21 protein-coding genes and 3 tRNA genes are annotated in these 19,076 nt (G+C 60.7%); 8 read left to right on the forward strand and 16 right to left on the reverse strand.

What is annotated here, in order from left to right; translation table 11 throughout:
- Nucleotides 1–6 precede the first annotated feature (6 nt).
- The 11 genes from AC2YB9_RS15120 to AC2YB9_RS15170 all read right to left on the reverse strand — a co-directional run bounded on the left by AC2YB9_RS15120 (nt 7) and on the right by AC2YB9_RS15170 (nt 7,541).
- Entirely contained in the window at nt 7–834 is an 828-nt protein-coding gene (locus AC2YB9_RS15120; protein WP_487266185.1) for an MlaE family ABC transporter permease, read from the reverse strand.
- Between the two features lie 3 nt (nt 835–837).
- A complete protein-coding gene (locus AC2YB9_RS15125; protein WP_487266186.1) occupies nt 838–1,614 on the reverse strand; it encodes an MlaE family ABC transporter permease in 777 nt (258 codons plus the stop codon).
- The gene (locus AC2YB9_RS15130) at nt 1,611–2,570 is read right to left on the reverse strand and encodes an ABC transporter ATP-binding protein (RefSeq protein WP_487266187.1); all 960 of its coding nucleotides are present in this window, start codon (nt 2,568–2,570) and stop codon (nt 1,611–1,613) included. Before AC2YB9_RS15130 ends, AC2YB9_RS15125 begins: the two co-directional genes overlap by 4 nt.
- A gap of 275 nt (nt 2,571–2,845) precedes the next feature.
- Nucleotides 2,846–3,232, reverse strand: a complete 387-nt coding sequence (gene rplL, locus AC2YB9_RS15135; RefSeq protein ID WP_487266188.1) for a 50S ribosomal protein L7/L12 — start codon at nt 3,230–3,232, stop codon at nt 2,846–2,848.
- 54 nt (nt 3,233–3,286) lie between these two features.
- Nucleotides 3,287–3,943, reverse strand: a complete 657-nt coding sequence (rplJ, locus tag AC2YB9_RS15140) for a 50S ribosomal protein L10 (protein WP_487266189.1) — start codon at nt 3,941–3,943, stop codon at nt 3,287–3,289.
- Between the two features lie 257 nt (nt 3,944–4,200).
- On the reverse strand, nt 4,201–4,998 hold the full coding sequence (locus tag AC2YB9_RS15145) for an SCO4651 family lipoprotein (protein WP_487266190.1): 798 nt from the start codon (nt 4,996–4,998) through the stop codon (nt 4,201–4,203).
- 72 nt (nt 4,999–5,070) lie between these two features.
- Nucleotides 5,071–5,787: a 50S ribosomal protein L1 gene (rplA, locus tag AC2YB9_RS15150; RefSeq protein WP_487266191.1), complete on the reverse strand. Its 717-nt coding sequence runs from the start codon at nt 5,785–5,787 to the stop codon at nt 5,071–5,073.
- 71 nt (nt 5,788–5,858) lie between these two features.
- Nucleotides 5,859–6,287 carry a 50S ribosomal protein L11 gene (rplK, locus tag AC2YB9_RS15155; protein WP_487266192.1) on the reverse strand — a complete coding sequence of 143 codons (429 nt, stop codon included), beginning with the start codon at nt 6,285–6,287 and terminating at the stop codon, nt 5,859–5,861.
- Between the two features lie 54 nt (nt 6,288–6,341).
- A complete protein-coding gene (gene nusG / locus AC2YB9_RS15160) occupies nt 6,342–7,178 on the reverse strand; it encodes a transcription termination/antitermination protein NusG (RefSeq protein WP_487266193.1) in 837 nt (278 codons plus the stop codon).
- 16 nt (nt 7,179–7,194) lie between these two features.
- Nucleotides 7,195–7,422, reverse strand: coding sequence for a preprotein translocase subunit SecE (gene secE / locus AC2YB9_RS15165; RefSeq protein WP_487266194.1), 228 nt, complete (start codon nt 7,420–7,422; stop codon nt 7,195–7,197).
- A 46-nt stretch (nt 7,423–7,468) separates the two neighbouring features.
- A tRNA-Trp gene (locus AC2YB9_RS15170) sits at nt 7,469–7,541 on the reverse strand.
- Between the two features lie 194 nt (nt 7,542–7,735).
- On the opposite strand from AC2YB9_RS15170, the gene AC2YB9_RS15175 reads away from it, so the two are divergent.
- From AC2YB9_RS15175 to AC2YB9_RS15185, 3 genes are read left to right on the forward strand one after another with little or no spacing between them, the layout of a single operon-like run.
- Nucleotides 7,736–9,151: an NAD-dependent malic enzyme gene (locus tag AC2YB9_RS15175; RefSeq protein ID WP_487266195.1), complete on the forward strand. Its 1,416-nt coding sequence runs from the start codon at nt 7,736–7,738 to the stop codon at nt 9,149–9,151.
- Between the two features lie 51 nt (nt 9,152–9,202).
- On the forward strand, nt 9,203–10,243 hold the full coding sequence (locus AC2YB9_RS15180) for an adenosine deaminase (protein WP_487266196.1): 1,041 nt from the start codon (nt 9,203–9,205) through the stop codon (nt 10,241–10,243).
- Nucleotides 10,240–10,572 (forward strand): hypothetical protein, encoded by a 333-nt coding sequence (locus AC2YB9_RS15185; protein ID WP_487266197.1) that lies wholly within the window; start codon nt 10,240–10,242, stop codon nt 10,570–10,572. Before AC2YB9_RS15180 ends, AC2YB9_RS15185 begins: the two co-directional genes overlap by 4 nt.
- Nucleotides 10,573–10,580: 8 nt before the next feature.
- Here the strand turns inward: AC2YB9_RS15185 and AC2YB9_RS15190 are convergent, their stop codons facing one another.
- The 5 genes from AC2YB9_RS15190 to AC2YB9_RS15210 all read right to left on the reverse strand — a co-directional run bounded on the left by AC2YB9_RS15190 (nt 10,581) and on the right by AC2YB9_RS15210 (nt 13,230).
- Nucleotides 10,581–11,630 (reverse strand): UDP-N-acetylmuramate dehydrogenase, encoded by a 1,050-nt coding sequence (locus tag AC2YB9_RS15190; RefSeq protein ID WP_487266198.1) that lies wholly within the window; start codon nt 11,628–11,630, stop codon nt 10,581–10,583.
- A 98-nt stretch (nt 11,631–11,728) separates the two neighbouring features.
- Nucleotides 11,729–11,899: a 50S ribosomal protein L33 gene (gene rpmG, locus AC2YB9_RS15195; RefSeq protein ID WP_487266199.1), complete on the reverse strand. Its 171-nt coding sequence runs from the start codon at nt 11,897–11,899 to the stop codon at nt 11,729–11,731.
- A gap of 53 nt (nt 11,900–11,952) precedes the next feature.
- A tRNA-Met gene (locus AC2YB9_RS15200) sits at nt 11,953–12,026 on the reverse strand.
- A gap of 29 nt (nt 12,027–12,055) precedes the next feature.
- Nucleotides 12,056–12,128, reverse strand: a tRNA-Thr gene (locus AC2YB9_RS15205).
- A 70-nt stretch (nt 12,129–12,198) separates the two neighbouring features.
- Nucleotides 12,199–13,230, reverse strand: coding sequence for a quinone-dependent dihydroorotate dehydrogenase (locus AC2YB9_RS15210; RefSeq protein WP_487266200.1), 1,032 nt, complete (start codon nt 13,228–13,230; stop codon nt 12,199–12,201).
- Nucleotides 13,231–13,417: 187 nt separating this feature from the next.
- Between AC2YB9_RS15210 and AC2YB9_RS15215 the strand changes: the two genes are divergently transcribed.
- The 5 genes from AC2YB9_RS15215 (at nt 13,418) to AC2YB9_RS15235 (ending at nt 19,068) form a co-directional block, all read left to right on the forward strand.
- Nucleotides 13,418–14,476: an alkaline phosphatase family protein gene (locus AC2YB9_RS15215; protein ID WP_487266201.1), complete on the forward strand. Its 1,059-nt coding sequence runs from the start codon at nt 13,418–13,420 to the stop codon at nt 14,474–14,476.
- Nucleotides 14,477–14,556: 80 nt separating this feature from the next.
- Entirely contained in the window at nt 14,557–15,264 is a 708-nt protein-coding gene (locus AC2YB9_RS15220; RefSeq protein WP_487266202.1) for a histidine phosphatase family protein, read from the forward strand.
- 9 nt (nt 15,265–15,273) lie between these two features.
- Nucleotides 15,274–15,825, forward strand: a complete 552-nt coding sequence (locus tag AC2YB9_RS15225; RefSeq protein WP_487266203.1) for a DUF3090 domain-containing protein — start codon at nt 15,274–15,276, stop codon at nt 15,823–15,825.
- A complete protein-coding gene (locus tag AC2YB9_RS15230) occupies nt 15,822–16,592 on the forward strand; it encodes an SCO1664 family protein (RefSeq protein ID WP_487266204.1) in 771 nt (256 codons plus the stop codon). The genes AC2YB9_RS15225 and AC2YB9_RS15230 overlap by 4 nt, the downstream gene beginning before the upstream one ends.
- Nucleotides 16,593–16,641: 49 nt before the next feature.
- Nucleotides 16,642–19,068: an ATP-binding cassette domain-containing protein gene (locus tag AC2YB9_RS15235; RefSeq protein ID WP_487266205.1), complete on the forward strand. Its 2,427-nt coding sequence runs from the start codon at nt 16,642–16,644 to the stop codon at nt 19,066–19,068.
- Nucleotides 19,069–19,076 lie beyond the last annotated feature (8 nt).

Raw genomic sequence — 19,076 nt, forward strand, 5'->3', positions numbered from 1 at the left:
GAGTCGTCAACCAGCCAATCTCACGGTAGTGGTCGTGCCCCAGATCGCCATCGAGGCGAGTAGATCGACCACATTGATGGCAACGATCGAGGTACGGACAGCGCGGCCCACAGCAATGCCTACACCAGCTGGTCCGCCGGAAGCGTGATAGCCGTAATAGCAGTGAATCATGATCACCACGACAGCAAAGATCAGCACTTTGCCGAATGACCACAGGACATCACCCGGTGGCAAGAACAGCGTGAAGTAATGGTCATAGGTGCCGGTGCTCTGGCCGTTGAGCTTGGTGACGGTCAGGCGAGTCGCGAAGTAGGAGGAGAGCAGGCCGACGATGTAGAGAGGGATGACCGCAACGAGGCCGGCGATGACGCGGGTCGTGACGAGGTACGGCACCGAAGGGATTGCCATCACTTCGACGGCATCAATTTCCTCGCTGATTCGCATGGCGCCAAGCTGGGCAGTGAAACCGCAACCGACCGTGGCCGCCAACGCGATGCCCGAAACGATCGGCGCGATCTCACGGGTGTTGAAGTAAGCCGAGACGAAACCGGCGAACGCCGCCGCACCGATTTGGTCGAGCGATGCATAGCCTTGGATACCAACTTCGGTGCCGGTGAAAAACGTCATGCCGGCGATGACACCGATGGTTCCGCCGATCACGGCCAATGCGCCCGAGCCTAGGGTCACTTCAGCGAGAAGTCGCAGAATCTCCTTGCGGTAGCCGGTGATGCTGCGCGGCACCGACTTGATGACACGGACGTAGAACAGCATTTGTTCGCCGAGGCCGTCAAGGAATCCCAGCGGTTTGTGATAGAGGTCTGCCACCTTCGCCATGGCTCAGGTCCCCTTCGGCGGAACGAGTTGGAAGTAGATCGCGGTGATGACGAAGTTGACCATGAACAGCAGCGTGAAGGTGATGACGACAGCCTCGTTGACCGCATCGCCAACGCCCTTCGGGCCGCCGGCGGCATTCATGCCCTTATAAGAGGCGACGATGGCAGCGATGAAGCCGAAAATCAGTGCTTTGATCATGCCTTGATACATATCGGGCAACTGCGCTAGGGATGAAAATGAACTCAGATAGGCACCAGGGGTGCCGTCTTGAAGTATGACGTTAAAAACGTAGCCGCCAGCAACACCGACGACACTCACAAGTCCGTTGAGGGCGACCGCGACAAGCATGCAACCCAGAACGCGCGGGACGACGAGGCGCTGGATCGGATCAATGCCCAGCACCATCATGGCGTCGAGTTCTTCGCGGATCTTTCGGGCACCAAGATCTGCGGCGATCGCTGACCCAGCCGCACCGGCGACCAGAAGTGCGGTGGCGATTGGGCCGGCCTCACGGACCACGGCAAGCACCGCCGCAGAGCCCGTGAACGACTGGGCGCCAAATTGCTTAATGAGCCCGCCGACCTGCAGGGCGATCACGGCGCCGAAGGGGATGGCCACCAGCGCGGTCGGGATGATCGTCACCGTCACGATGAACCATGCTTGGGTGAGGAATTCCTTCAGCTGAAAGGGACGGCGAAATAAGCCGGCGACCACATCGAGCGCGAAGGCGAAAAGATTTCCTGAAACGCGTGCGGGTCCGGCGACAACCGCAAGGCTCATAGAGCGCCGCCGGCAACCATCGGCATCTCCGTTTCGAACGAGCCGGCTGGTGGCGTGACACCGTTCTCGCGGCACCAGACACCAGGCACACGCTGACCACGACGGGGACGCCCATCTGAGGGGAGGATCTGATCAGGAATCGGCGGCAACGGCGGCATCTCAATGCCAGCCTCAGTCGCCAACTCGGTCTCGTCCTTCTCCTCGGACATCCCAATTGGACCCACGCGCTGCGCATTCAAGAACTGCGCAACCACCGGCTCCTTCGAGGACAGCAACATCTCGCGCGGACCGAACATCGCCAAATGCTGATGGAACAGCAAGCCAATATTGTCCGGCACCGTCCGCGCAGTGTTGACATCGTGGGTCACGATCAAGAAGGTCGCATCAATCTGCGCATTCAGATCAATAATCAACTGGTTGAGGTAGGCCGTGCGAACCGGGTCCAGACCCGAATCGGGCTCATCGAACAAGATGATTTCCGGCTCCAGCACCAACGCGCGCGCCAAGCCAGCACGCTTGCGCATACCACCGGAAATCTCACCAGGCAGCTTGTTTTCCGCACCAATGAGGCCGACGAGTTCCATCTTGTCCATCACGATCTGACGGATTTCGGATTCAGACTTCTTCGTGTGCTCCCGCAGCGGGAAGGCCACATTGTCGAACAGATCCATCGATCCGAACATCGCGCCATCCTGAAACAGCACACCGAACAATTTGCGGATCTCGTACAGCTTGCGTTCGCTGCAGTTGGCGATGTCGACGCCTTCAATGAAAATGTGGCCAGCATTCGGCTTCAGCAGCCCGATCAACGTCTTCAGAAACACGGACTTACCCGTGCCCGACGGACCAAGCATCACCGAGATCTCACCAGCAGGAAGCGTCAGCGAGACGTCCTTCCAGATCAGTTGGTTACCAAACTTCTTGGTCAGACCCTCGACCACAATTTCAACGCCCACAGACGCCCCTCCTTGCTTACGTGGTCGGACGGTTTGCACCGGTCAACCCTGCATGAATCTCCACGCGACGCTCGACATTGACCTTAACGACCAAACAACGTGAAAGTTACGTAGTCAGAAGGTTAGTGCGCCCACCGCCCAGACGTGCTGGTTTTGGCAACATACCCTAGGTAAACGCGAGTCACAATTCGGGCGTCCGTATCTCGGTACGACATGGATACGGCGCCCACCCCATGCGGAGTGAGCGCCGTATCACAGCTACAAACGTGACGAAATTACTTGACCGTCACAGTGGCGCCGGCAGCCTCGAGGGCTTCCTTCGCCTTTTCGGCAGCTTCCTTGGTGGCCTTTTCGATGACGGCCTTCGGGGCAGCTTCGACGAGATCCTTGGCTTCCTTCAGTCCGAGCGCAGTGATGCTACGGACCTCCTTGATGACCTGGATCTTCTTGTCGCCAGCAGCCTCGAGGATGACATCAAATTCATCCTGTTCGACAGCTTCGTCGGCGCCAGCGCCGCCGGCCGCAGCCGGAGCGGCAGCGGCCACGGGGGCAGCTGCGGTGACCTCGAAGGTGTCTTCGAACTGCTTCACGAACTCGGAGAGTTCGATAAGCGTCATTTCCTTGAAAGCGTCCAACAGATCGTTGGTGCTGAGCTTCGCCATGATTGGCGTCCTTCCTTTAGTGAGACCCCGAGGGGGTCCCGATCGAATCGGGCTTTAGCCCTCGGTAGCCTCAACCGCGGCGTCGGCAGTAACTGCCTCGGCCGGGGCCTCAGTGGTTGCGGGTGCTTCGTCGGCAGCGGGTGCTGCCGCTTCGGCTGCGGCCGGTGCGGGTGCACCGGCAGCGAGTACGGACGGGTCTGCCTCGGCCTTCGCCTGCAGTGCCGCGAACGTGCGAGCGGCCTGCGAGAGCGGGGCGTTGAACAGGGATACGGCATTCTGAAGGCTGGCCTTCATGCCGCCCGCGAGCTTTGCGAGGAGAACCTCGCGCGACTCGAGGTCCGCCAACTTCTTAATATCGTCAGCATCGAGCTGCTTCCCATCGAGGAAGCCGCCTTTGATGATGAGCGGGGTATTTACCTTCGCAAAGTCGCGCAATCCCTTGGCTGCTTCCACAACATCGCCGGTAATGAAGGCGATGGCGGTGGGGCCAGTCAGCAGGGAGTCATCGAGCTCGACTCCAGCCTCCTTGGCAGCAATCTTGGTAAGCGTGTTCTTCGCGACGGCATAGCTGGCGCTCCCACCGAGTGTGCGGCGCAATTCCTGCAACTGCTTCACGGTGAGCCCGCGGTACTCGGTGAGCACAGCGCCATTGGAGTTGCGGAAACTCTCCGCAAGCTCGGCAACAGCTGCTGCCTTTTCCGGGTTAGCCATGGGTCTCCTTCCAACACATGAGTCGTTCGAAGTGCTGGCGCCCAAAAGAAAACGCCCCGGCGCAAGGTCACGGGGCGTGAAACATACGTAATGCATGTCGACGATCGTGTTCCTGCGCGGGCCGCCCCTTCGGGGCACTTCGGAAAATCTTTACGGATTTCCAACCAGCGGTCTTCGGCAGCCCTCAGTCTACGACAGTGCCCCCGATCCAAACAAATCGGGGGCACTTCATAACTGCTGCGTATGCGACGGCTGGGTCAGCCGGCCGAACCCGCGCCGGACAACATCGACTCCAATTTTTTGGAATCACCGATCTGACCCTTGCTGGGCTTGTCGACCTTGACGTCCTCGCCCCACTTGGAGAAGTCGACGGTCACGTCCGTGCCTTTGAAACTCGTCTGGGTGCGGCGGATCAAATTGTCTTTCCCGATGAACATCTCGACCTTCACATCGCCAGCCGATGCGGCGCCGGTCGCCGCGCCATCCGCGCCGGTCGAGGCAAAGTACTTCTTCATGTCAAGCACGAGATCATACGGTTGCGTATCCACTCCGTCGATCTTCTTCGTCGCGCCGCCCTTCTTGAAACTCTTCAACGAATCCTGATAGACATCGAGCGATTTGGACGGATCAGCCTGATCGACGACCGAGCCGAACTGTTTGACCAGCGGATTGCTCTTGTCGGACAGATCGATCGCGACGAACTTGTTCTGCGTCAGCGCGCCCATGTTCATGTAAATGACGTTGTCGAGCATGCGCATGTCAAGCTTCTGACCCGCGACGCTCATCGTCATCGCCATCTTGGTCGATTTAAGATCCGCGCCAGTTGCGAAGTCGGCCGCAGCGTCCAGCGCCTGGCCGCCGGCCGCTGTCTTCATCTTCATATGTCCGGTGCTGGCGTTCTGTTGTGCCTTGGCAACGACCGAGGCGAAGTTTGCCTTGGTGATAGTCGTTCCGGCATCTTTACCCGGGGTGCCGCCAGCACCGGTGGCACCGCCGCAGCCCGCGAGTAGCAGGCCCGCTGCGGCGATCCCGATGGCGATTTTCTTGAACGTCATATGGTGTTCCTTTCGAGCGAAAATGCCGATGGCCGCGGTGGATCCCGCAGCCATCGGCAGTCGGTAAATGACTCAGACTTCGTCGTCGACAGCGATCGAACGAACGCGGTTGGAATCAATCTGGATACCGGGACCCATCGATGCGGACACAGTCACCTTCTTGACGTAACGGCCCTTCGAACTCGAGGGCTTGAGTCGTAACACTTCTTCGAGTGCAGCCGCATAGTTCTCGGCCAACTGTTGAGTCGAGAACGACGCTTTGCCGATGATGAACTGCAAGTTGGCGTGGCGATCGACGCGGAAGGAGATCTTGCCGCCCTTGATGTCGCCGACTGCCTTTGCAACGTTGGGCGTCACAGTGCCGGTCTTCGGGTTTGGCATCAGGTTGCGCGGACCGAGCACGCGACCGAGTCGGCCAACCTTGCCCATCATGTCCGGAGTGGCGACGACGGCATCAAAGTCGAGCCAGCCGCCGTTGACCTTCTCGACAAGGTCGTCAGCACCGACGAAGTCGGCGCCGGCCTCGCGAGCAGCATCTGCGTTGGCACCGGTGGCGAAGACCAGGACCCGTGCGGTCTTGCCTGTGCCGTGCGGCAGGTTGACGGTGCCGCGCACCATCTGGTCTGCCTTACGCGGATCGACTCCCAGACGCATCGCAACGTCAATCGTCGAATCGAATTTGCTGCTGCCCGACTCTCTGGCAAGCCCAACGGCCTGCAGCGGAGTGTAGAGATGGTCTTTGTCGATCTTGTCGGCTACTGCTTGGTAGTTCTTGCTGCGCTGTGTCATGGCTGGTTTTCTTTCTGTTACCAGTTGTGGTCAATCGGGCTCAGTGCGCGCCCTGCCACTACTTGAGGCGATTATTTGGTGGTGACGCCCATTGAACGAGCGGTGCCCTCGACGATTTTCATCGCGGCATCGATATCGGTCGCATTGAGGTCGGGGAGTTTGGTCGTGGCGATCTCGCGGATCTGATCTTTAGTGAGCTTGCCGACCTTGTCCGTGTGCGGAGTGCCCGATCCCTTTTTGAGACCGGCAGCCTTCTTGATCAGTTCAGCCGCCGGAGGCGTCTTCGTGACGAAGGTGAAGGTGCGGTCTTCGTAGATCGTGATTTCCACAGGGATGACGTTGCCGCGGAGAGACTCCGTGGCAGCGTTGTAGGCCTTGCAGAACTCCATGATGTTGACGCCGTGGGGGCCGAGGGCCGTACCAACTGGGGGCGCCGGGTTGGCCATACCGGCCTGCAACTGCACCTTGACGAGTGCAGCAACTTTCTTCTTGGGAGGCATTTCGTTGGGTCCTTGCTAACTGGATTTACTGATGAGTTCCGGCAGAGCGCCGGTTCAGACCTTCTGGATCTGAACGAAGCTGAGTTCGACCGGAGTTTCACGACCGAAGATCTCCACCAGGGCCTTGACCCTGGCAGCGTCGATGTTGATCTCGGTAATGGTGGCGTGCAGCGTGGCGAATGGACCATCGACAACCATGACGGAATCGCCGATGCCAAAGTCGACGAATTCGACCTTGGGAGCCTTTGCCTTCTGCTCGGGAGCGTCGGCCGCGGCTGCGGCTTCGGCTTCCACTGCCGGGGCGAGCATTTTCTCGACCTCGGCAAGACTGAGAGGAACCGGTTTGTGCGAGTTGCCCACGAATCCGGTGACCGATGGGGTGTGGCGCACGACGCTCCACGATTCATCGGTCAGATCCATCCGAACCAGGACATAACCGGGAAGAACCGTGCGCTTGACCAGCTTGCGCTGACCATTCTTGATCTCGGCAACCTCTTCGGTTGGCACGACGATCTCGAAGATTAGCTCTTCGACGTTGAGCGAAATCATACGGTTTTCGAGGTTGGTCTTGACGCGGTTTTCCATGCCTGAATAGGTATGAACGACGTACCAGTCACCGAACTGGCTGTAGAGCCGCTCGCGGAACTCGGCAAGCGCATCGCTCGGCGGCTCCTCGACTTCTTCAACCTCGTCGCCAACCTCGACCGCTGCGCCTGTCTCGACTTCTGCATCCGTCTCGGCCTCGGCGGCTGCCTCGGGGGCCTCCGTCGCGGCGTCGATCGGTGCGGCCGATTCATCGCTGACGTCGTCAGTCGACACCTCGACCGGCGCGTCGATGTCGATGTCGACGGCTACGTCGGTAGTCGCGGCGTCGTCAAAGGGCTGAGTCACGTTGATCCTTCTGTTTCTACTGTTTTACCGAGAAAATTTTGAACATGAACTTGGTGAACGCAAGGTCAAGACCAGCCACCAGCGCCATGATGAACAGCACGAAGACCAGCACGATGAAGAAGTAGCTGACGACCTGCGGGCGGGTCGGCCATACGACTTTGCGGAGTTCGGCAACCGCTTGCTGATAGAAGGTGATCGGTGACGTTCGACTCGATCGAGTCGACAACTCGTGATGATCGCTCACGGTTCTCCTTCGTTTCGTTCGACGTTGACTACTTCTCTGCATTGCGCAGGGCAGGAGGGACTTGAACCCCCAACCTTCGGTTTTGGAGACCGATGCTCTACCAGTTGAGCTACTACCCTATGGTGAATCACCATTCTGCACACTTGCCCCGCGTGCGGGCATAGCGAATTAGAGTGAAAATTCACCGGTCCGGCAAGTCTACGTGATCGACAGTACCCGCGTCGAACCGAGGGACAAACGTACCGGGGCACGGGGAAGCCTTCACGCAGAATATGAATTCAATAGGAAATGAATCCATGCCTAGTATGAATCTATGCCCACTACACCGAGCGTCTCCAACTCCATCACGGTTCGTCTCGAAGTACCGGCGGGAGGATCTGCGGTCAGTCAGCTAACGACAGCGGTCGAACAAAGTGGCGGAATCGTCACGGCGCTTGATGTCACCGGTTCGGGCACCGACTCGTTGCGCATTGACCTCACCTGCGCCGCGCGCGATTCCAGCCACGCCGAGCAGATCGTCGAGGCACTCGGCAGGATCAGCGATGTTGCGGTCAGCAAAGTCTCTGACCGCACCTTTTTGATGCATCTCGGCGGCGTCATCGAGATGCGATCCAAGCATCCGCTGCGCAACCGTGATGACCTTTCGATAATTTATACCCCTGGCGTTGCGCGAATCTGCACCGCGATCGCCGCCGACAAAGAAGATGCTCGGCGACTCACCATCAAACGCAACTCGGTTGCTGTCATCACCGATGGTTCGGCCGTGCTCGGGCTGGGCAATATCGGACCGCATGCCGCATTGCCAGTCATGGAGGGCAAGGCCGCACTGTTTAAGACCTTCGCGGGGATTGATGCGTGGCCGCTGTGCCTCGACACCCAAGACGTCGACCAAATCGTCGAGACGATCGCGGCGGTCTCCCCCGGCTTTGCCGGTATTAATCTCGAGGACATCTCCGCGCCACGTTGCTTCGAGGTCGAAGCCCGACTACGTGAACGGCTTGACATCCCGGTTTTCCATGATGATCAGCATGGAACTGCGATCGTTGTCTTTGCGGCATTGACGAATGCGTTGCACGTCGTCGGCAAGGAACTCGGCGATGTCCGTGTCGTGATGTCCGGTGCTGGCGCCGCGGGTAGTGCGGTGCTCAAGCTCCTCCTGCACGGGGGACTTCACGATGTGACCGTCTGCGACATCGGTGGCGCCATTAGCACCACGCGCCAAGGGATGGACGGCTCGCTTAGGTGGATCGCCGACAATACGAATTTCGCAGGACGCTGTGGCACGCTGCAGGAGGTCCTTCCCGGCGCGGACGTATTCATCGGCGTCAGCGCACCGAATATTCTCACCGCAGCGGGCATCGAGACGATGGCCAATGACGCGATCGTGTTCGCGCTCGCAAATCCTGAGCCGGAGATCGAGCCGGCCATCGCGCGCCAACATGCCGCCGTCGTCGCGACCGGGCGCTCGGACTACCCCAACCAGATCAACAACGTCCTCGCTTTCCCCGGCGTGTTCCGCGGGCTGCTCGATTCCCAAAGCCGAACAGTCTCCGAAGATCTGTTGTTGGCCGCCGCTGAGGCAATCGCCTCGGCCGTGACGAGCGAAGAGCTCAACGCCAACTACATCATCCCGAGTGTGTTCCATCCCGATGTGCACAAACGAGTCGCCGCCGCAGTTCGTGCCGCCGGCGAAGCCACGGGTGGTGCACCAGCCACCGTGGCACCGTAGAGCACGGTGGCTGGCTCACCACCGCCATGCTGCAGATGTGAGGATGGACGCATGCGGCCGATCGACGCGCTTCCGAAAGCACATCTACACCTGCACTTCACCGGCTCCATGCGACATACGACGTTGCTTGAGCTGGCCGAACGCGATGGTATCCACCTGCCAGCATCGCTTGTCGACGAATGGCCTCCCCACTTGGTTGCGACCGATGAAAAAGGCTGGTTTCGGTTTCAGCGCCTGTATGACGTTGCCCGCTCAGTTCTTCGCACCGAGAGCGATGTACGCCGGCTGGTCACCGAGGCGGCAATCGACGATGCTGCCGATGGCTCGGTATGGACCGAGATTCAAGTCGACCCCTCCGGCTATGCGGCACGATTCGGCGGGATCACCGCATTCACCGATCTTGTGCTCGACGCCGTGCGCGATGCCGAACGAACGGCCGGAATCGGAATGTCGGTCGTAATCGCGGCCAACCGGACCAGACACCCGCTGGATGCGCGGATCCTCGCCCGGCTTGCTGCCCAGTATGCGGGGCGGGGCGTCTGCGGCTTCGGGCTCTCAAACGACGAGCGCCGTGGCGACACGGCAACCTTTGCCCATGCCTTCGCGATCGCCGAGCAGGCCGGACTCGCAGCAATGCCCCACGGCGGTGAGCTGCGCGGTCCCGAACATGTGACCCAATGCTTGGACCATCTGAACCCCACCCGCCTCGGTCATGGCGTCCGTTCTGCCGAAGACCCTCGGCTGCTCGATCGGATCGCGGCCGCTGGCATAACGCTCGAAGTATGCCCAACCTCGAATGTCTCACTTGGCGTTTACGACACGCTTGAAGAGGTACCGGTTCGAACACTGACCGCGGCCGGCATCCAGGTCAGTCTGGGCTCAGACGATCCGCTGCTGTTCGGCTCAAAGCTCGGCGGGCAGTATGCCGTACTCCGTGTCGCTCAGGACTTCTCTGACCTTGAGCTCGCCGACCTCGCACGCGGATCAATACGGGCTTCGAATGCGCCGGACGCACTCAAGGCCACTGCCTTGGCCGGGATTGACAACTGGCAGACTTCGGATCCCGATGACATCGAGGAAGGCAACGTATGAGCCAGCAAGGATTCCCGGCCGGTGGCTACGGAGTTCCGGCGCTGCCCAAACACCCGCAGTCACAAACCGCGATGATTTTGGGCATCTTGTCGATCGCGGGTGGCTTCACCTGCCTCCTACCGATCGTCCTAAGTCCGGTCGCGTGGTATTTCGGCGTCAAATCCAAGCGCGAGATCGAAGCCGAGCCACAGCGCTGGACCGGTCTGAGCGAATCAAATGCCGGCATGATCATGGGCATCATCGGATCGGTACTGCTGATCCTCGGCCTGATCGCCCTCGCCGCAATAATCGCACTGACCGTGATCGCCGACAGCACTTCGACGTACTGATCTCTGGTTCAGCCCGGGAACTCACAACCAACGAGGACCGGCTCATTGACGAGGAGAATTCCGAAAGCCGCTGCGACACCGGTACGAATCTCGCCCGCCAGCGCCAGTAGTTCGAGCGTTGTCGCCGTACCCCGATTGGTCAGCGCGAGCGTGTGTTTGCTCGACAGCCGTGCCGCCCCAGTTCCATAGCCCTTGCTGAAGCCAGCGTGTTCGATCAGCCAGGCAGCACTCGTCTTAATCGTCCCATCGGCTTGCGCATAACGTGGCGCATTGGCCGGGAGCCCTGCTGCCTGGTCCGCGTTGAGCAGCGGATTGGTAAAGAATGAACCGGCGCTCCACGTGTCGTAATCGGCTGCGTCGAGCACCATGCCTTTGCCCCGACGAAGTCCAAGAACGGCTTCCCGTATCGCCGCCGTCGACGCCCGCTGTCCGACCTCAACGGCCAAGACCCTTGCCAGATCGGCATACGCGATCGGCGCACCAAGGTCACCCAACGCCAGCTGGAACGTCACCGATAACACGACGTAGCGCTCGGGATCAGTCTTGAAGCGGCTGTTGCGGTAGCCGAACCCGCAGTCGGCAGCAGCGAATGTACGGATGCACCCATTAACCCGATCCCAGGTCCGGACACTCGCAACCGTCTGGGATACGTCCTGTCCGTAGGCACCGACATTCTGTATGGGTGTTGCCCCCACCGAGCCGGGAACGCCCGAAAGCGCTTCGATCCCAACCCAACCTTGATCGATCGCGTAGGCGACGAAGTCGTCCCAGACCGCACCGGCCTGAACCGTCACCATTGCGCCGCTGCACGCATCGGACTCGAACGCGATGCCATCGGATCGAATCAGGATCACGGTACCGGCGAAACCCTCATCCGCGATCACCAGATTGCTGCCACCGGCAATAAGCAGGAGTCGATCACCGGCCGCATCGGCGGCACTCACAGCATCGATCAGTTGCTGCTCGGAATGCACCTCAGTCAGCGTGCCAGCCGGTCCGCCCAGCCGAAGCGTTGTGAGCTCCGCAAGATTCATACGCGTGACGTTAGCCGAACTCATCGGATCGTCTCCCACCACGTCAACAGCTACGTCCAAAGAAATGACGAAACGGCCCCCGACCGGCAGCGGGTGGGGCCGTTTCGTGAAACCGAGGGGTACTAGCGGGTTTCGCGATGTGCCTGATGCGTCTTGCAACGCGGGCAGTACTTTTTCATGTCGAGCCGATCGGGATTGTTCCGACGGTTCTTTTTGGTGATGTAGTTGCGTTCCTTGCACTCGGTGCAGGCCAAGGTGATCTTGGGGCGAACGTCTGAGCTCTTGCTGGCCACGAGGGTGCCTCTTCTTGATCGATGATGCGGGGTGGTACGTCGTGCGATCGGCGTAGCTGGGGCGGGAGTCGAACCCGCGACCCCACGATTATGAGTCGTGTGCTCTAACCACCTGAGCTACCCAGCCACAAGGTCGCCTGTTGCCAGGAAACCCAGAGCCCCTTTACGGAATCGAACCGTAGACCTCTTCCTTACCATGGAAACGCTCTACCGACTGAGCTAAAGGGGCAAGCCGACAGCCAAAGATACATGGTCAAGCCAGCAAAAAGAAAATCGGGGTCATGCCTAACTGTGCCCGGTCAACCTTTGGCGAGGGCACGGTTGATCCGGCCGGGCCAAAGCGGACCTGCATAGATGAATGCTGTGTAGCCCTGAACGAGATCCGCGCCGGCATCCAGCCGCTGTTTCGCATCCTCCGCGGTTGTCACTCCGCCAACGGAGATGATCGCGAGTTGGTCACCGACCCGTGCGCGCAGGCGTAGGAGAATTGCGTACGAACGGTCCGCGAGGATCGGTCCGGAGAGTCCGCCTGCGCCCGCTGCATCAATCGTCGTGCGGCTGGTCCGCAGCCGTTCGGGCCGCTCGATCGTCGTGTTGGCGGCAATGATCCCGTCGAGACCAAGTTCGACGGCCAGATCGGCGATGTCATCGACGTCCTCGTCGGCCAGGTCGGGAGCGATCTTGACGACAAGTGGAACTCGGCTGGTCGTCACTGCGTCGGCGGCTTCGCGGACGGCGGTCAGTAGCGGTCGGAGTTCGCTGATCGCCTGCAATGAGCGGAGCCCCGGCGTGTTCGGCGAAGAAACATTGACCACAAGATAACTCGCATATGGGGCAAGCCGGGTGGCGCTGTAAACGTAGTCACCGATGGCGTGCTCGGCCGGGATGATCTTGGTCTTGCCGATATTCACGCCGATGACGGCAGCGCGGCCGGCCTTCGTCGCACGCAGTTGTTTGAGCCGTTCGGCGACAACATCGGCGCCGTCGTTGTTGAAGCCCATGCGGTTGATGACGGCATTATCGTCGAGCAGACGAAACAGTCTCGGCTTCGGGTTGCCCGGCTGGGCCTGACCGGTGACGGTGCCGATCTCGACATGCCCAAAACCCAGCGCAAGAAGGCCCGGGACCGCTTTGGCGTTCTTGTCGAAACCGGCGGCCAGACCGAAGGCATTGGGAAATTCGATGCCCATCACGGTGCGGGGGCGCCGCGTGCGAGCACTCAGGAGACGCGCAGCGAACCGGCCTCGAGCAATCGCCTCGAATCCCAGCTGATGAGCCTTTTCGGCATCCATTGATTTGAAGGCTGCGTTAAAAAATGCGCGATAGACCACGGCGCCAGCCTAGCGATGGTGAACTGCCTTGTAGATTGGGCCAACTGAAGTCACTGCCCGAATTTCGGGTTCGGCGCACCAACCGGCTAACGCTGCAGCAACCATGAGGAACAATTTGAGGCGACGTCGCGACACTCACCCCGTCCCGCCGCGTCGTGCTCGAACAAATTCGGTCAGGTTCACCCTGGTGGCACTCGTCGCGATACTCGCGGCAATCGGCAGCTTCCTGCTAATCAGGACGGGCGACGAAGCTGCTCCGCCGACGCCAACCGGCCAGGACGGGTCCACGCAGAGCCATAAGAATGCTAAGCCGATTGTTCTTGTCATTTCTGTAGACGGCTTGAATCCAGACGCGCTCGTCGGCCTACGAGAGAATGGCGCGCCAAACTTCAACCGCCTCGTAAGGGAGGGCGCCTCGACCTTCAATGCTCGCTCAGCAGTTGAACTCACAATCACGCTGCCCAACCACACCGGCATGCTCACTGGCAGACGAATTACTGGTGCTGCCGGCCACAGCGTCACCTTCAATAACGACAATGGCAAAACGCTCAAGAGCACGCATGGTGCATACGTGCCCGGAATTTTTGATGTGGTGCACGATCAGGGTCTCACCACCGCGTTCTTTGCCATGAAGGACAAGTTTCGCTACTTGATTCGTTCCTGGGACGCAGCCCATGGCGCGCACGACACGGTCGGGACTGATGACGGCAGAGACAAGATCGACGTGGAAAAGATCGGCGCTTCATCCGTCATCGTCCCCGAAGTGAAGGGCACACTCACCGCCGGTAACACTGGCTTGGTCTTCCTCCACCTAGCGGCCCCAGATCTGGCGGGTCACGCCAAGGGCTGGCTTGGACCGGATTACTTGGCGGCAGTCCGTTCGGTCGACGCCTCGTTGGGATCCATTCTCGCGACCATCGACTCCGATCCAGCTATTCGTGATCGAGTCACCCTTTTGCTGACCGCAGACCATGGTGGAAGCCGTGGACTCGCCCGACACGATGACAAGACACTTGTGGCCAACTATCGAGTCCCCTTCATTGCCTGGGGACGAAACGTTGCCGCTGGAGCAGACCTCTACGAGCTCAACGCGAATCGCATCGACCCAGGCACCCGACGTCTTGGTTATGTCGGAGCGCAGCCCGTCCGGAACATCGATATCGCCAACACCGCGTTGTCCCTCCTTGGCCTATCCCCCATTGTTGGTGCCGTGTCCACTGATTGGCCAAGGCTCCAACTAAATTAGGGCATCGATCACATTGGCGGCACACCCTCATCGTCGGTCCGTCGAGCAGAAACCCTAGTTGCGCGGTTAGGCTCGAAGGCATGGCCACAGTCATTCTTATCCGGCACGGTCGCTCCACCGCGAATGCACGTGGCGTTCTGGCCGGCCGCACTCCCGGCGTCAAACTCGACGCGGTCGGCCGCGAGCAGGCGAAGCACGCAGCCGGAAGGCTCGCAACGTTGCCGCTAGTCGGCGTCGTTTCGAGCCCGGTCGAACGTTGCCGGCAGACGGCACAGGCCATCCTTAGTCAACAGTCCGGTACGCCAGCGACGCCGATCGAGAAAGGCATTACCGAATGCGATTACGGCGATTGGCAAGGTCGTCCGCTCGGCGACTTGGCAAAGGAAGCACTCTGGTCGACGGTTCAAACCCAACCGACCGCCGCGGTGTTTCCTGGTGGCGAATCGCTCGCGACGATGCAAGCCCGGGCGGTTGTCGCAATACGGCGACATGATGCTTCGTTCGAGGCTGACCACGGGCCAGGGGCGGTCTGGGTTGCGGTGACGCACGGCGACATCATCAAGTCGATTCTCGCCGACGCACTCGGAATGCATCTCGATCTGTTTCAGCGCATCATGGTCAATCCCGCATCCGCCTCAATCGTGCGTTATGGAGCACCCCGACCGTACGTTGTGGCCATGAACACCGATGCTGGCGATCTATCGTGGCTGCACGCCCCAACCCCTGCCAAGGACGCTCAGGTAGGCGGCGGGGCGGGCCCTGATGCGAAGCCGTCGGCACGCATCTAAAATAGTTGTATGGCTCCCACCGTCCACGAATTCGATTGGCCCGATCGGTTCGTCATCGACACCATGGGTCAGCCGGGATCACGCACATTCTTCCTGCAGGCCCACAGCGGCGCGCAGATCATCAGCGTCGCACTCGAGAAGCAACAGTCGGTCGCTCTCGCTGAACGAGTCGACGAAATCCTCGACGAACTCATGGCCGTCGATGGCAACCCCTTCAGCATTCCGGCGTTGGCGCCCGATGGCCTCGTCGACAACGATCCGTTGGAACAACCGGTCGAGGAGCAATTCCGTGCTGGTGCGCTGAGTTTGGGTTGGGATCCAACGACGGCGCAGGTCGTGATCGAGGCATTTCCCCTTGTCGAGGTCGACCTCGAAACCTTTGATCCCGAAGAGTTCGAGCCCGCTGAAGTGTTGCTGGTCAGAATCCCGGTCGGCACTGCCCGTGCGTTCGCCAAACGCACCCGCGAGGTGGTGGAATCGGGCCGTCCCGTCTGTACTCTCTGCGGTCTCCCGATGGAATCGGCCGATCACATATGCACGCTGCCCGACGGATTCCGGTGACCACAGAGACCGATCTCCTCGGTGGCGAACTGGTATTGACCGACCGGGTCATGCCGGCGTCGAATGCGACGTTCGTCGGCCATATCGACGACGTCACTGTCGTCTACAAGCCGGTGGCCGGCGAGCGACCGCTGTGGGACTTCCCCGATGGCAATCTCGCCCAACGCGAGGTTGCGGCGTACCTGCTGTCAGAGGCATTAGGCTGGAATGTTGTTCCCCGAACCTGGCTGCGCGAGGGCCCGCTGGGGACCGGCATGGTGCAGTTGTGGCAGGAAGTGGACCCCAATCAAAGTGCCGTCACTCTGGTTCCGGTGGGCGGCATGCCGGCTGCAGGTTGGCGGCATGTCTTCGATGGCATCGATGGGCAGGACCAGCCGGTGTCGCTTATCCACGAGGACTCAGTCGCACTACGACAGATGGCAGTGTTCGACATCATCGTCAATAATGCCGACCGTAAAGGCGGCCACGTCCTTGCGATGACCGGGGGCCACCGCCACGGGATTGATCACGGACTCACCTTCCACACCGAGCACAAGTTACGCACCGTGCTGTGGGGCTGGCTGGGGGAAGACCTCCAGGCCGATGAACTGCGGGGCGTCAGTCAGGTCCACTCAGCGCTAAGCGGCGAACTCGCCCGCAGCCTTCCCGCGCTGCTCACCGGCGGCGAGATTGAGGCGCTGATTGAGCGCTGCGAGCAACTATTGCAAGATCCGCGCTTCCCCGTTCCGCACGGCGACATGCCCGCTGTCCCCTGGCCACCGTTCTGACGGGACGCCACCCAAGCGCCCACCCATGCACGCCGGATATGTTTGCCACGTGTCAGCGACTCATCCAACCGATCTGAACGGCGCCTCGCTCCCGCCGGGCTCGTCCGGTTGGATTAAGGTGCGCGGAGCCCGCGAGCACAACTTGCGTGACGTGGACGTGGACCTGCCGCGCGATTGTTTCGTCGTGTTCACCGGTGTGTCTGGTTCGGGTAAGTCATCGTTGGCTTTTGGCACCGTATTCGCAGAATCACAACGCCGCTATTTTGAATCGGTCGCGCCGTACGCGCGCCGCCTGATGGCCCAGGTGGGTGCGCCGGAGATTGATTCGATCAACGGTTTGCCGCCAGCGGTTGCTCTGCAACAGCCGCGCGGCGGTACCAGTTCGCGCTCCACCCTCGGCACGCTCAGCTCACTTTCTGATGTTCTTCGCCTCCTGTACAGCCGGGCAGGCACCTATGTTGCCGGCGCAGAGCATCTGCCGGCAGCCGCCTTTTCGCCCAACACCGCCATTGGGGCCTGTCACACCTGCCACGGCAGCGGCGTTGCACGCCACACCACCGAGGCACTCCTCGTCCCCGATCCCACCCTGTCGATCGAAGACGGCGCGATCGGCATCTGGGCGACCCGAGCGTGGCAGGGCATCAACGTACGTCGAATGGTCACGCTGCTCGGCATCGACCGTTACGTCCCCTGGCAGACGCTGCCGCAAGCCGAACGCGACTGGCTGTTGTTCACCGATGAAACGCCACGGATGCTGGTTGAAGGCCAGAAGTTGGGTCAGCCCAGCAGCTATTATGGGACGTGGCAGTCGGCCGAGAAATATCTCATGCGCAACGTCGCTAAGACCGGCTCAGCGACGCAGCGCAAGAAACTCGAACCATTCCTCACTGAAGGCCCGTGCCCGACCTGCCACGGTAAGCGTTTGCAGTCCGCTGCACTTGCGGTGACGTTTGCCGGAGTCGATATCGCTGACCTGAACGCAATGGCGCTGTCCGAAGTCCATGCCCTGTTGGAGTCGGGACTCGAAGCACAATCACGTGGCATCGATCGCCACGGTGCGGCCGCATCGACTGCCGCCCGTTCACTCGTCAAGGATTTTGGCAGCCGTGTTGCGGCCATCATCGGTCTCGGGCTCGGCTATCTGTCGATGGACCGCTCCAGCACCGCGCTGTCCGCCGGGGAGCTGCAGCGCGTACGCCTCGCCGGACAATTGCAAGCCGGGTTGTTTGGTGTCCTGTATGTGCTCGACGAGCCGTCGGCGGGACTCCACCCGGCCGATTCCGAGGCACTCTATGCAGCGTTGCGCGGGCTGATTACGGCGGGCAACTCTTTGTTCGTCGTCGAGCACGACCTCACGATTGCCCGCAATGCCGACTGGGTCGTTGACGTCGGACCAGATGCCGGCACGTTCGGCGGGCACATCATTCACAGTGGCCCACCTGAAGCCCTCGCGAAGGTAGCCGATTCCGCGACAGCCACGTTCATGTTCGGGCATACCGGATCATCACAGCGCGAAACCCGGGAACCGATTAGCTGGCGCGAACTCACCCATCTCACCCGGAACAACGTTCATGATCTGAGCGTCACGTTGCCCCTTGGCGTCATGACGGTCATCACCGGCGTGTCCGGTTCGGGCAAATCATCCTTGCTCGCGGCACTCACCGAACACCTCGAAACCGATAACGCGGCTGCGGCACATCCGCAACGAATCATCTCAATCGATCAGCGCCCAATCGGTCGGTCACCGCGATCGAACCTAGCCACATACACCGGCCTCTTCGACGCGGTACGACACATCTTCGCGGCAACTCCCGCGGCAAAAGAACGCGGCTGGGCGGCGGGCCGGTTCTCATTCAATGTCGAGGCCGGGCGTTGCCCCACCTGCGCGGGCGAAGGCTTCATCAGCATCGAACTGGTATTCCTGCCGAGCAGCTATTCGCCATGTCCCACCTGTCACGGCTCGCGCTACAACCCCGAGACGCTCGAGGTGACTTACCGCGGTCACAACGTCGGCCAAGTGCTTGCAATGACAGTGCTCGATGCGGCCGACTTCTTTGCCGATACCCCCGCCGTACACCGCGCGCTCACCACCTTGCTCGATGTCGGGCTCGGTTATCTGACCCTCGGCCAACCGGCGACCGAATTGTCCGGCGGCGAAGCGCAACGCATTAAGTTGGCGACGGAACTACAACGTCCCCGGCGCGAGGGGACAGTCTTTATGCTCGACGAACCCACGGGCGGATTGCACCCCGTCAACGTCCGGGACCTCGTACGAGTGCTCGGCCGGCTGACCGACGCCGGTGACACCGTCGAGCACGACATGCAGATCGTGGCCGCGGCCGACTGGATCATCGAGTTGGGCCCAGGAGGTGGCGATAACGGCGGCACCATCGTGGCGGCCGCAACGCCAATTGATCTTCTCAATCATCCGCAGAGCATCACCGCGCCCTACCTACGGCGCTCGCTCAACCACTGAAATGTTGG

The organism is Aeromicrobium changchenzhani (assembly GCF_057586615.1).

What these genes read in the sequence shown, in the direction of transcription:
- rplL (WP_487266188.1), bottom strand. Translation starts at nt 3,232, where the DNA reads ATGGCGAAGCTCAGCACCAACGATCTGTTGGACGCTTTCAAGGAAATG.
- AC2YB9_RS15180 (WP_487266196.1), top strand. Translation starts at nt 9,203, where the DNA reads ATGCGGCCGATCGACGCGCTTCCGAAAGCACATCTACACCTGCACTTC.
- AC2YB9_RS15220 (WP_487266202.1), top strand. Translation starts at nt 14,557, where the DNA reads ATGGCCACAGTCATTCTTATCCGGCACGGTCGCTCCACCGCGAATGCA.
- rplJ (WP_487266189.1), bottom strand. Translation starts at nt 3,943, where the DNA reads ATGGCTAACCCGGAAAAGGCAGCAGCTGTTGCCGAGCTTGCGGAGAGT.
- rplK (WP_487266192.1), bottom strand. Translation starts at nt 6,287, where the DNA reads ATGCCTCCCAAGAAGAAAGTTGCTGCACTCGTCAAGGTGCAGTTGCAG.
- AC2YB9_RS15185 (WP_487266197.1), top strand. Translation starts at nt 10,240, where the DNA reads ATGAGCCAGCAAGGATTCCCGGCCGGTGGCTACGGAGTTCCGGCGCTG.
- AC2YB9_RS15120 (WP_487266185.1), bottom strand. Translation starts at nt 834, where the DNA reads ATGGCGAAGGTGGCAGACCTCTATCACAAACCGCTGGGATTCCTTGAC.
- AC2YB9_RS15145 (WP_487266190.1), bottom strand. Translation starts at nt 4,998, where the DNA reads ATGACGTTCAAGAAAATCGCCATCGGGATCGCCGCAGCGGGCCTGCTA.
- AC2YB9_RS15175 (WP_487266195.1), top strand. Translation starts at nt 7,736, where the DNA reads ATGCCCACTACACCGAGCGTCTCCAACTCCATCACGGTTCGTCTCGAA.
- rplA (WP_487266191.1), bottom strand. Translation starts at nt 5,787, where the DNA reads ATGACACAGCGCAGCAAGAACTACCAAGCAGTAGCCGACAAGATCGAC.
- AC2YB9_RS15225 (WP_487266203.1), top strand. Translation starts at nt 15,274, where the DNA reads ATGGCTCCCACCGTCCACGAATTCGATTGGCCCGATCGGTTCGTCATC.
- AC2YB9_RS15125 (WP_487266186.1), bottom strand. Translation starts at nt 1,614, where the DNA reads ATGAGCCTTGCGGTTGTCGCCGGACCCGCACGCGTTTCAGGAAATCTT.
- AC2YB9_RS15190 (WP_487266198.1), bottom strand. Translation starts at nt 11,630, where the DNA reads ATGAGTTCGGCTAACGTCACGCGTATGAATCTTGCGGAGCTCACAACG.